The organism is Caballeronia sp. SBC1 (genome assembly GCF_011493005.1).
Taxonomy (GTDB): domain Bacteria; phylum Pseudomonadota; class Gammaproteobacteria; order Burkholderiales; family Burkholderiaceae; genus Caballeronia.
The window spans coordinates 421,759-434,413 of record NZ_CP049156.1 but is presented as its reverse complement, the minus strand read 5'-3'; the positions used below and the strand labels follow the sequence as shown (position 1 = coordinate 434,413).

Genomic DNA, 12,655 nt, shown 5'->3' with positions numbered 1-12,655 from the left:
CTTTCAGCAATTTAGAAGCGGTGACGAATACCCGTCGTAACCACTACTTGGTTGCCATGAGCGGCTGAGTTGCCCGTGCTGTAAATCTGTGCTTCGGCACCCTGCTTAGCAAGCTGAACCACGCCTTCCGCGTAGATGTCCGTGCGCTTGGACAACGAGTAGTCGGTCTGCAAACCGAACTGGTGGAATTTCTCGTGGCCGTTGTTGTTCGCGCCCGTGGTGTAGCCCTTCACGTCGGTGTACGTATACGCTGCGCCAAGTGCCAATGCCGGCGTCAGTGCATAACGTGCATTCACTTCATAGTTGTTGAAGCGCGCTGTGGAATCGCCCACTGCGAACTGGAAGCGGCTTTGCGTCCATGCACCGCCGACTGTCACCGGACCAATCGCGTAGTTCGCGCCAACACCGTACGTACGCTGCGTCTGCACCGACGCACTCGCTGCGTTCGCCACCAAGTTCGTCCCAGCACCGCTGTCCGTCATCGCACCGCCGGTGAGATTGGAGTTCGGATTTTGCAGTTGCAGGTAAGCCGCTGCAATCTTGAACGGACCGTTCGCGTATTGTGCGCCCGCGCTGTAAGCACGGTTGTTACCGAATCCACCAGCCTGGTTCGAGAAGCCATACAGGCCGCCAAACGTGAGGCCGGAGTAGTTCGCGCTTTGGTACTTGACCGAGTTGTTGACGCGGAACGAGTTGTTCGCGTTGTCGTTGTCGAGCGGATGCGCGAAGTACGTGCCACCCCAGCTACCGGTAGCCGTCATTGGGGCGAGATAGTCGACCAAGGAGTCATACTGGCGACCGAGCGTTACGGTACCGAACTGAGCAGTTGAGATACCAGCATATGCCTGACGACCGAACTCCCGGCCACCTTGAAGCGCCGAACCGTCGCCCATGGTGAAACCGCTTTCCAACGTGAAGATTGCCTTCATGCCGCCACCGAGGTCTTCCGTGCCCCTCAGGCCCCAACGGCTACCGTTGATGTTGCCGCTCGACACGCGGAATGCTGCGGCGCTGCCCTTGGCAGTATTCGGAGCAACTTCATTGTTCACATAGCTGAAGCCAGCATCGATAAGGCCGTACAGCGTAACGCTGCTCTGCGCACTTGCGGCGGTCGCAAAAGAAGCGGCAACGGCCGCGACGATCAGAGTCTTTTTCATGTGTGATCCCTTTAATGAGTCTGACGACTCGACTGGTTGCATAACGCGAAGCCTTCCTGCGTGACATCAAGGCGACTCGTTTCCGGTCTTCACCGGACACCGTGATTCGGCTGAACCAAAGTTTAGGGCGCGGGCTTTTAACCGAACCATCAACACACGCACAAAAGGCTTTTTGAATAAGTCGAAAAATACGGTTTCCTTTCGCTCAAACGCTTGCTCCATCAGGCATTCCAGCTATCTCTAATTAACCTCCGGATACCTAATTAGTTGCACGCGTTGCAGAGTTGCGACAGTAGCAACCGCACGACACAAGCTCGCTTTGCTCCCCTTTAGTCCTATTCCTATTTCACCGGTAGCCCCACCGGATTAAAATCGCGCACGCGAGTGGGAGCTTGGCAAAGACCGTCCTCACGCGTGTCTTTTCGGCCCCGAGGCGTCACTTACGCGGGGCGACTCTTTGTTCATCGGTCGGTCAATGAATCATCTTCAAGCCATGCGCGTGTTCGTGAAGGTCGCTGAAACCGGGTCGTTTGGCCGGGCTGCGGCAGCGCTCGAACTATCGAACGCTGTCATCACACGTTACGTCGCGTTGCTCGAGGCGCACCTCAATACGCGACTGCTCAACCGTACAACGCGAAGCGTGTCGCTCACCGAAGCCGGCGCGTCATACGCCGAAGGCTGCCGGGCGGTGATAGAGCAGGTCGAGGCGATTGAATCCACGGTGTCGCAAACATCGTTCGATCCCTCCGGCACACTGAAGCTCGTGGCATCGGCGTCGTTCTCATTGTTCGGACTCACGCCGCTGCTGTGTGAGTTTCGCGAGGCGTTTCCCAACGTGAAGTTGCGTCTAACGCTGCTGCATCGGCCAGTGGATCTGGTGGATGAGGGTTTCGATGTCGGGATTGTCGTGCCGCGCATGGTGAACAGCGGCACGTTGATTAACCGGCCCTTGTTCAAGGTGACGCCGGTTATTGTGGGGGCACCCGATTACCTCGCGAAACACGGCGTCCCGCTGCGGCCCGCTGATCTTGTCGCCCACGCGTTCCTGTCGCCATCAGCGGACATACACGGGTCCACGTGGTCGTTCACAGGCCCGACCGGTGAGGACGAAGATATCGTTATCGACCCGGATTACACGGTCAACAATTCGCAAATGCTTCGACAAGCCGCGCTCTCAGGAATGGGCGTCACAGCACTGCCGGAAAGCCATGTCGCGGACGATCTTGAACAGGGTGCGCTCGTGCGTTTGCTCACTGATTACGCGGTGAGTAACGCGGACAAAGAAGTGTCGCTGGTATATCCAGGACGCCGTCACGTGTCCGCCAAAACACGCTCGTTTGTTGATTTCGCGCTCGCGCATTTCAGGAAGGACTCGGCCATGAACGCATTGTTTTGACAAGCTGGAAAGCGCAGGCATAACGAACAAACGGGCCGGTTCCAACATGTGTTGGAACCGGCCCGTTTTGTATGTAGCGCTTGATTGAAACTTCAGCGCTCGATCATTATACGTTTTGGCCATCCAGCAAGAGACCAGTGTTGCGCCAACCGCCCTCACCCCGATCCGCAAACTATTACGCCAGCTCCGCGCATTGCGCTTCAATCCGCTCGAGCAAAACCTCACAGCGCGTGATCAGCGCGGCGCCATCCTGGCGTCGAAGGCCGTCCGGTTTGTCGACGAGATCGCGCCGGAACCCATCGAGCGCAATCTGCAACGGCCGATACTGCAACACGCTAGCTGCTCCGATCACCCGGTGATGCCACTCGCGCAACTGCGCGACGCTGCCGCCGTCGAGCAAAGCCCTCAGCGTGTCGAGATCATCGCGGAACGACGACACGAATGCGTCAAGCAATGCCTTCACCGTGGTCTCACTGCCCCAGAGTTGCGTCATGTAGTCCAGATCGACCTCATCGGTTTCTACCTCCAAGGTCTCAACATTCGGCTCCTCGATAACAACCGGTTCCGGCGCCGCTGATCCGCTGTCCATTACACGCCATCGGTTCAAATGGTCACGCAAGGTGACGAGTCGCGTGGGCTTGACGAAGCAGTCGTCCATGCCGGCTTCGCGGCACATGGACAACTCCTCGGGCGCGGTGCTCGCGGTAATGCCCAGAATGGGCAATCTCTTCGACAACCCCAGTTCGCTCGCGCGCACGCGCCGCGCCAGTTCATACCCGGTCATGTTCGGCATGTGGCAGTCGGTGATGAGAAAGCCGTAACGCGTCTGCTTGAGCGCTGTGAGTGCTTCAACGCCGTCCTGCACCACGTCGCACGCAAAACCCAGCAGCGCCAGTTGATGGCGGATCAGCTCCTGGTTCACCGGATGATCTTCCGCGACGAGCACAAGCCGCCCCATGCGGATTGCGCGCTCGCGATCGGGAGGCTCGTTGTTCGTCTCGATATCGCGGGTCGCACGCGAGACAAGCTGCGGCAACCCCGTCAACGCGGCCACGCATGCAGCGCCCAGGCCGCGCCAGGAGATTGGATTGACGCTTACGCGAATGTCGTTGTCCAAAATGCGATAACCCGTGGGTTTCGGTTTTTCCGTGACGTGAATCACCCGCGTTTTCAGCGGCAGCGCTTCCGGATGAGTTTCGCTGAGAAACACGAGATCGATGCCGTCGAAGGTATGCGGATCACGCAGCGCTGCGTCATCGCGAGACCGGATTGTCAGCTTGAGGCCGAGCGCCTGACCATAGTCGACCAGCGCGCGCGCCACCCGCTGATCGTCGATAGCGATAATCCCGCTCTTGCCCCGCAAGCCATCGATCTGATAGTTGGTGGTTTCTATCGGCATGTCGAGCCGCACGATCATTCGCGTTCCAACGCCTACCTGACTTTGCAGCTCCAGCGTTCCACCCATCAGTTCGACCAGCCTGTTACAGATAGTCAAGCCGAGGCCCGTGCCGCCGAAGCGGCGCGTGGTGGACGATTCCGCCTGCACGAACGGCTCGAACAGGCTCGCCTGCGCGTCGGCCGCAATGCCGATGCCCGTGTCTTCCACGATCAGTTCCACGGTCTGAACACCGTCCGTATCACTAACCAGATTCGCCGAGAGCGTGACCTCGCCTTTCATCGTGAACTTGATGGCGTTGCTTATCAGGTTGAAAAGTACCTGCCGCAGCCGCACGCTGTCACCACGCACACTTGCGGCGATATCCGGCGATACATCCACCCGCACGCGCAATCCTTTTTCGTGTGCACGTCCGGCGAGCAAACCAATGGCGTTATCGACCAGTTCACGCAGGTCGATCGGCATCGACTCGATGGTGAGACGCCCTGCCTCGATCTTCGAATAGTCGAGCAGGTCGTCGAGAATCTGCAGCAATGCGCTCGCCGAATCCTGGATCATGCCGAGCATCTGCGACTGGTCGGGATTGAGCGGCGTGGTCTCGAAGACTTCCACCAATCCGAGCACGCCGTTCATGGGCGTACGAATCTCGTGGCTCATCATCGCAAGAAAATCGTCCTTGGCGCGCGAGGCCGCTTCTGCGGCATCGCGCGCCGCGGCGAGTTCGTCAGCGCGCGCACGCTCGACACTGGCGTCGACCCAATAGCCATTCCAGACCACCACGCCATCTGCCTCGCGATGCGCAACGAGATCTGCACGAATCCAGCGGCGGCCCTTATCGGCTACCGACCGAAACTCCGTGTGAACCGGCTCAAGCGTGAGCGCCGAGCGTTCGATCGCGTCGAGCACACGGTGTTTGTCGTCGGCGTGAATCAACGATAGACCAGCCACCTGGTCGTTGCTGAGCGTAGCGAGATCGGCGCCGAATAAATGACGCGTATCGCCGCCGATGTACGGGAAGCTGTACGACCCATCGTTCGCGCGCCGCAACTGAAAAACGACGGCCGGCAACGAGCGCGTGACGTCGTGCAGGCGGCGTTCGTTTTCGCGCGCGCGCATTTCAGCGTCGCGGATATCGGTGATGTCGACCATCGTGCCAACGACACCCGCCATTGCCCCGTTCGCCGCCGCGAACGCGCCGGTCCAGAACAGCCCATGACGTGGCGCGCCGTCGCGATTGTAAAAGTCGATTTCGACCTGCTCGCGCCGCCCGTGCGCGATACTCATGCCCACCAGATCATGCAGCCGCTGGCTGTTATCGGGCCCCCACGATTGAACCTCGAGCGTCGTGCGCCCGATGATGTCCTCGCGCCTCAGCCCCAACGTCTTTTCGAACGCTCGATTCACCGCTATGTAGCGATTCTCCCGGTCCTTCGCGATCAGCGGATACGGCACAACCTCCATCATGGTCTGCTGGAAACTGAGTTGTGTAGCGAGACGCTGCTCCGTTTCCACTCGCCGTGCCATTTCGCGCTGGAGGAGAACGAACGCCCGCAACGTGACCGCCAGCACCACGCCAATAGCAATCAGCGCGGGTAAAAGACGCATTGCGTTGACGCTCCAGCCGCTTGCCGGCGGGTCGAGCGCTGCCTGGCGGACGGCGAGGATGCGCTGTTTGTCGGCGTCAGGCATAGCGCTCAACGCACGGTCGATCAACGGCACGAGCCGGCTGAATTCCGGACGCAGCGCGAAGCTCATATGCTCGAAGTTGCCGGCCGGCCCGATGATCTTCAGTTCGTCCTCGTAACGCGCGGCGAGCGCGATATCGGCGGCAACGAGATCACCTACGAACAGATCCGCTTCGCCCCGCGCCACGCGATCCAGCCCGGCGCTCAGAGTGGGAGCGATGATAAGCGCGGCGCTCGGCGGCAAGTTGCCAAGCCGCCCGCTAGCCGCCAGACGCGCCGTCACCACGATCCGCCACGACAACGCCTCCTCGATACCCTTCGTCACAGGTTCGCCCAACCGCCCGACCATGACGAGTGGATAGTCCGCCACCGATCCGGTCGAGATTCCGCCAGCAAGACGCGGCGTCTCGCGCTCGGTAGTCGTGAGCATGTCGATCTGGCCACGAGCAAACGCATTCGACACACCGGCCCAATCGGGATACACACGCTGCTCGAAATCGATATCGAGCGCCTTCGATAAATACGTTGCGTATGCCATTGCGATGCCACTCGACTCGCCGCGGGAATCCACATAGCTGAATGGCGCCCAACTGCCATCGACGCCCAGCGTAAGAGGTGGCAGCGAGTGCAAATAGGCGCGTTCGTCGGCGCTTAAACTCAACGTCTGCGACTGTTTAGGGCCGCTGCTTGCTGGCATGGATTCTGAGCGGCGAGCCGGGAATTCTTCGCGGATCAGCGTCGAATAGCCTTGGGTAGTTGCCTTCGCGCGGTCAACGCGCAAAGGCTCGGCCGAAACGCTCGATGTGGCCCATACGAGCACGAGCAGCGTCATCAGGCGAATCAGACGGCGAATGGAGGGGGAGGACATGATGTGCGCGCTCGTTACGACAGCTGCTTGTCGAGCGCGCTGTCGATCCGGCCAACGCGCGTCTGCGGCTCGCTCTTACTCGAAGCGCTGCGCTGGAGCATGGGATGGATGAGGCCGGCCAGAACGCCGCCCGCGAGCGGCGCCGCCCAAAACAGCCAGAGTTGATCCAGGGCCCAGCCGCCCACCACGAGCGCGGCGCCGGTGGAACGAGCCGGGTTCAAAGACGCGTTTGTCACCGGAATGGCGAGCAGGGAACACAACGTCAGCGAAAGCCCGATCAGCGCGGCGTCGTTGAAACGCGCGCGCCTGCCGGATGCGACCGAGAGAGTCACGAGGACGAACACGAAGGTCATCAGCGCCTCGACGATCAGCGCGGCGTGCAGCTGATATCCGGCGGGCGAATGAGCCCCGTAACCATTGGCGCCGAACGCGATGAGATCGGGCGAGATTCCCGGGCGTGCGCTTGCAACGACATACAAGAGCCACCCTCCGGCGGTGGCTCCCACGACCTGAGCGGCTATGGTTGGACCCAAGTCCCTCACGGGAAACCGGTTGGCAATGGCGAAACCCACGGTGACCGCGGGATTGAAATGAGCGGAGCAAACGGGGCGCAGAACGTAGACAAGCGTGGTTGCAGCGAGGCCGAAGGCCACAGCCTGGCAAACGAGTCCCATGTCCGGGCGAAAATAACCACTCGCGAGCGCGGTGCTGCCGCAGCCGAAGAAGACAAGCGAAAAGCTTCCCACGCACTCGCCTATCAGTTTCTTGAACATGCCATCACCCCGTCTGAAATTCGCCCTCAGCCAATGCACGCCGGACCGCACAAAAGAGGTGGGTTCGGTCACGCGCGTTGGCGAAGTAAAGCGTTTAAGTCTGGAGTGAAAGGCACACCGACTTAATCAGAGCATTCCTAAACATTTCTGAGAAACAGTGGGCGTTTGTTCGGTGCGGGTGTTGTTCTGGCGGTGGCGCTTAGAGGGAAATGTCGACGTGGTTCCGACGTTAAGCGAGGCCGATTTGTCTCAAATAATCGATCAGTTCAAGCTCGCTTCTCAGCCCAAGCTTACGCATCGCGCTGCGCTTTTGCGTACCAATGGTTTTCACGCTGCGCGCCAGACGCTGCGCAATGCTGATCAGCGACAAGCCGCTCGCGTACAACTGTAAAACCTCCCACTCGCGGGCGCTCAGTACGCCGGCGCGGCCGGTGACATTGACCATTTCGTTGCCCAGAAGCGCTCCCGCGTGCGTCGAGACGAAACGTCCGCCATCGATCACCTCGATAACCGCCTGGTTCAGTGCGTCCATGCAATCGCGCTTGTCGACCAGGCCGTCCACGCCCAGGTCCAGCAACCCTGCCAGCATTTGGGGCTGCGCGATCATGGTCACAATGATCACTCGCGGCCGCTGTGGTTGCCGCAAGAAACGTCGTAGAAACGCTATGGCATTGTTTTCGCCGTTGATGCCCCGCATGCCAATGTCGGATATCACGACGTCGCATGGAAAGCTGTCTATTCGGTCTGCGAGCGATTCGGTATCGTCGGCTGTCGCCACAACCTCCACTCGGGGATCTCGCTCAAGCCAGATGCGGATTCCCTCTCGCACGACCGCATGATCGTCCGCCACGATAATCCGGATTTTCGAATCCATTTTTGTTTTATGCGCCTGGTACGTGATGGCCCACGTGTCTCCTGGGCCAGATCGATACAATTTTTACTTGTATCGCGACGGCTTCTAATGCCGTTGGCTAAACTCCCAGTCGTTGTGCCTGCACCAGGCCACTGTCAAATGCAAACCGGTAAAGCTCGGCATCCGTCGATAAATCGAGCTTGCGCATGGCGGCGCATTTTTGCGCGCTGATTGTCTTGACGCTGCGGCCGAGTTCGCGCGCGATTTCGGTGACGTTGCCGCCGCGCGCATAGCGGGCAATGACGTCAAGCTCGCGGCGCGTGAGTTTCTGTCGAATGAGATCCACCCGGTTTGCCGAATTCGCATCCGCGAGCAGTATGCGCACTGACGGTCCAAGATAATCCTCGTGCGCGAGCACCGTCACGATCGCCACGTAGATAAGCTCGAGCCTGTCCTGCTTGCTGACCACCGCGTTGGCGCCTGCATCGAGTGCACGCGCGATGAGATCCGCATCCGTTGTCATGGATAACACGACGATTGCCGCTTTCGGATGATGTTCGACGATGTATTTGATCAAGTCGATACCATCGCCATGCTCGCCGCCCGGCATGTAAAAATCCATGATGACGACGTCGCATTCCTGCGTTTCGAGTGCTTCCACCAGCCCGGTTGAATCCTGCGCGCGACACACAATTTCAATGTTCTGCACATTAGCGATCAGGCGCTCGATGGCAAGAATAACTAATGGATGATCGTCCGCTACCGCTAATTTGATTCGTTGAGTGAACGCAATCATTTACTAACCTCTTTTAACCTGAAATTCGCCCAGGTGATGCGTCCGCTCGCGGCGGGTTTCAATTTACCGGTGCTTACACAGCCTGCTGAAGGATCGTTGATCCGCGCCGTCATCGACATAAGATGCCTCCGAAAGCCTTTCGCAATCCCAACCATCACGTCATTCCGTGCGCGCGTGCAAACGCGAATAATCCCGGATCGTTCTGAACCCCGAGCTTGCTCATGGCGTCGCGCTTCTGACGGCTGATCGTGCGGACATCGCGCTTCATGAAACGCGCGATCTCCGTGATCGACAAACCGCTCGCGAACATTCGCACGACTTCAATCTCCCGCGGCGAAAGGCGCGGACCCTCTCCCAATGCGTCGGTTTCGGCGCCCGCTACTGCCAGCGCTGAGACAATCGACGTGCTCAGGTAACGGCGTCCAACACCCGCAAACCTGACTGCCGCGGCAAGCTCGTCCATGGACTCGACTTTGTTGAGCAAGCTCATGGCACCGGCCGCCAGGATTGACCGGAGGATGGCGACATTGCTCATGCTGGTCAGCACGACAATGCTGATGGCCGGCCAGTCTCGCCGCAAACGCTTGATGAGCCGCAGGCCGTCTTCCGCCTGCAGGCCTTGCTCGGGCATGGCGAAGTCGGTCACCAGCACGTCGCACGGGGTGTACGCCAGCAGCCTCAATAACTCTGCAGCGCTTGCAGCCTCGGCCACGACCTCCAGATTTTCATCCATGCTGAACGTCGCTCGAATGCCGAGCAAAACGAACGGATGATCGTCTGCCAGAACGATTCGCAGTTTCAATGCCGCCTCTCAGTTTTTTCGTTTGCACTTCGGGTTGAATCCGCGCCGACTGGCAACGATCAATTTGGTAATGCGCTGTTGCACATAAGAACACGGCGATCAGCCGCTCTATATAGGAACACTCTCAATGTTCCCGCTGCGCAGCGCGGCAATACAAGACTTGTCCTATTGCGACGAGGGTCGGCACGCTGCGTTGCCTGGCTGTTTCCTGCAATGGATTGCTTGTGGATAAAAGCTGCATCGCGCGGGTTTCAACGTGGGTCAGAGTAGTTTTCAAATACCCGACAGCTCTATACGAATTATCCTAATCCTCTCGGTTTTAGAAACTATGCTCGAATTCGTTTCTATATTCGCAATGTAGCGACCGCCCGGATTACGGCAATATGTACCTGCTGATTGAGTGGTGAACAAAATTGGGCTTAGTTGAAACTCGACACGGCAATGGCACGATCACCTGTCCGCGCACCGGTTATTTCGGGTGGCGAATAGACTAGAAGCTACCTTCATCCGAGATCGCGCGCTGGTGCCATGCGCAGTGAACGCAGAGACGTCCTGGGTTTCCATATCGGACATATTTCCCTGGTCTTTATTTTTCGGCGATAGCGTGCTGTCCCGCTGGCACGTGGCGCGATTGCAACGCTTATTTTCCCGATACCAACTGTCGAGCTGCATCGACCCGGGCAAGGTGCGCTGAACGCCCCCGACCGTCGATCGTCATCTCGGCCTGCGCACAACGCAAAAAGCCCGCACGAGGCGGGCTTTTAAGTCAAACGCAGCGAAAACTGCGGTACGCAGATCTAGAACGGAATATCGTCGTCCATTTCGTCGAAACCGCCGCCCGCCGGCGCGCTCGGCCGGCCTGCGCCGCCAGCGCTACCGCCGCCTGCCGGACGTCCGGCCGCAGCACCGCCTCGGCTAGCACCACCGCCGCCGCTGCGCTCGGCAGGCGCACGGCTGTAGCCTTCATCGCCACCACCGCCGCCTGCGCCGCCTGCGCCGCTGCGTCCACCCAGCATCTGCATTTGTTCAGCAACAATCTCGGTCGCGTACTTTTCCACGCCGGCTTGATCGGTGTACTTACGCGTACGGATCCGGCCCTCGATATACACCGACGAGCCCTTCTTCAGGTACTCGTTGACGATCTCGGCCAGCCGGCCGAAAAACGACACGCGATGCCATTCCGTCAGCTCCTTCATCTCGCCGGACGTCTTGTCCTTGAAGCGATCCGTGGTGGCAAGACGGATGTTGGCCACGGCGTCGCCGCTCGGCAGATAGCGGGTTTCCGGATCGGCTCCCAGATTTCCGACGAGAATGACTTTATTGACGGATGCCATGATTTCTCCTGTTGATTCAATTCAATTTGATCTGATGCGGTGCGCTCACAACGCGACACGCGGTTGCGGTCGACCTGTTCAGCAAGACCTGCAAACCCGCAAACCTCATGCACCACGCTGCGCGCAAAATTTCGCCAACACGGCGAAACACGCCCGACTAGAAACTAAAACTGCTTAAGCGGTGCGCCGGACTTTCTGCGGCGGCGGTTTCATGTTCGCCGCCACAATCAGCCATGCAAAAACCAACCCTGAGCACGCGAAAAATACAGCGCTTTGCCCGTCTACCTTCAGCAGCCAGCCGCCGATCACCCCGCCAATGGCCAGGCCGATCGACTGCGTTGTGTTGTAGACGCCTGCCGCCGCCCCCTTTCTCGTGCCAGGCGCGAGTTTGGAGACGAGCGACGGCTGCGACGCTTCCAGCACATTGAAGCCCAGGAAGTACACGAACAAAACTGCGGCCACTGACCACAGGGTATGCGGAGCGGCGCCGAGTAACAACTGGCCAATCAGGATAAGACCTATGGCGCTGACCATCACGGCCTTCATTTTTCCGCGTTTTTCCGCGGCAATAATAGCCGGCACCATCATGACGAACGCCAGGCCCATCACGGGCAAATAGACTTTCCAATGGGCTGCGACCGGCAAACCGCCCGCTTCCAGAATGCGCGGCACAACAAGAAACAGCGCGGTTTGCGTGGCGTGCAACACGAGCACGCCAAAGTTCAGGCGCAGCAATTCCACGTTGTGCAGCACTTCGGCGAACGGCGCCTTCACGTGCACGGGCGGTTTGGGCGCGTCCGGGACGACCCAGATCACGACGCCGACCGCGAGTATCGATAAAAATCCGATCAGCGTGAACAGTCCGCTCATGCCGACCCACTGAAACACGATCGGCGCGCCGACAATGGCCACCGCGAACGAGACACCAATGCTCGCGCCCACCATGGCCATGGCTTTCGTGCGGTTTTCTTCCGTGGTCAGGTCAGCAATAAACGCGATCACCGCCGACGATACCGCGCCCATGCCCTGGATCACGCGGCCGACAATGATCCATGTCATGGAATGGCCGACCGCCGCCACGAAGCTGCCGATGGCGAACACGATCAGCCCGAACGTGATCACCGGCTTGCGCCCGAGCTTGTCCGAGACCCAGCCATAAAAGATGTACAGCAGCGATTGCGTCACGCCGTAAGCGCCGAGCGCAATGCCGACCAGCAGCACGTTGTCGCCGCCGGGAAGGGTTTTCGCGTAGATCGAAAACACCGGCATGATCATGAAGAGACCGAGCATGCGCAGCGCGAAGATAGCGGCAAGCGACACGGTTGCACGCAACTCTGGCGCGCTCAAACGTGTGGACGTAGCAGACGGATTGGACATCGGGACGAGGTAATGTGGAAACGCGTCTGGCCGTGCGCGCGGACGCGGAACTCAAGCACGGCCGCCTTGTGGTTGCCCAGAACGGCACTATATGAGACGGGTGGCTGAGCGCCTGGACCTGCTTCAACCCTGCGCCAATGCAACCCGCAAAACTCGCGCGGATACTGCCCGAGCGCCGCTTAAATGGGCTATCGGCAATCCGCCAACACCCTTCGCAA

Annotated in this window: 9 protein-coding genes; 1 reads left to right on the top strand and 8 read right to left on the bottom strand. The window is 59.4% G+C overall.

All coding sequences use genetic code 11. The features are described from left to right. Nucleotides 1-11: 11 nt before the first annotated feature. Nucleotides 12-1,157, bottom strand: coding sequence for a porin (locus tag SBC1_RS01930; RefSeq protein ID WP_165987093.1), 1,146 nt, complete (start codon nucleotides 1,155-1,157; stop codon nucleotides 12-14). 475 nt (nucleotides 1,158-1,632) lie between these two features. Here SBC1_RS01930 and SBC1_RS01925 point away from each other — a divergent pair, with 475 nt between their 5' ends. Next, the gene (locus SBC1_RS01925) at nucleotides 1,633-2,553 is read left to right on the top strand and encodes a LysR family transcriptional regulator (RefSeq protein ID WP_165987091.1); all 921 of its coding nucleotides are present in this window, start codon (nucleotides 1,633-1,635) and stop codon (nucleotides 2,551-2,553) included. A gap of 175 nt (nucleotides 2,554-2,728) precedes the next feature. Here the strand turns inward: SBC1_RS01925 and SBC1_RS01920 are convergent, their stop codons facing one another. From SBC1_RS01920 to SBC1_RS01890, 7 genes are all read right to left on the bottom strand, one after another. Then, nucleotides 2,729-6,502 carry an ATP-binding protein gene (locus tag SBC1_RS01920; protein WP_243830262.1) on the bottom strand — a complete coding sequence of 1,258 codons (3,774 nt, stop codon included), beginning with the start codon at nucleotides 6,500-6,502 and terminating at the stop codon, nucleotides 2,729-2,731. Between the two features lie 14 nt (nucleotides 6,503-6,516). After that, nucleotides 6,517-7,275: an aquaporin gene (locus tag SBC1_RS01915; RefSeq protein WP_165086060.1), complete on the bottom strand. Its 759-nt coding sequence runs from the start codon at nucleotides 7,273-7,275 to the stop codon at nucleotides 6,517-6,519. Nucleotides 7,276-7,504: 229 nt separating this feature from the next. After that, on the bottom strand, nucleotides 7,505-8,149 hold the full coding sequence (locus SBC1_RS01910; RefSeq protein WP_165086057.1) for a response regulator transcription factor: 645 nt from the start codon (nucleotides 8,147-8,149) through the stop codon (nucleotides 7,505-7,507). 97 nt (nucleotides 8,150-8,246) lie between these two features. Then, the gene (locus SBC1_RS01905; protein ID WP_165086055.1) at nucleotides 8,247-8,924 is read right to left on the bottom strand and encodes a response regulator transcription factor; all 678 of its coding nucleotides are present in this window, start codon (nucleotides 8,922-8,924) and stop codon (nucleotides 8,247-8,249) included. A gap of 154 nt (nucleotides 8,925-9,078) precedes the next feature. Next, a complete protein-coding gene (locus SBC1_RS01900) occupies nucleotides 9,079-9,726 on the bottom strand; it encodes a response regulator transcription factor (RefSeq protein WP_165086052.1) in 648 nt (215 codons plus the stop codon). A gap of 797 nt (nucleotides 9,727-10,523) precedes the next feature. Next, a complete protein-coding gene (locus SBC1_RS01895; RefSeq protein ID WP_165987090.1) occupies nucleotides 10,524-11,060 on the bottom strand; it encodes a single-stranded DNA-binding protein in 537 nt (178 codons plus the stop codon). A gap of 174 nt (nucleotides 11,061-11,234) precedes the next feature. Continuing rightward, on the bottom strand, nucleotides 11,235-12,437 hold the full coding sequence (locus SBC1_RS01890; protein WP_165987088.1) for an MFS transporter: 1,203 nt from the start codon (nucleotides 12,435-12,437) through the stop codon (nucleotides 11,235-11,237). Nucleotides 12,438-12,655: the final 218 nt, after the last annotated feature.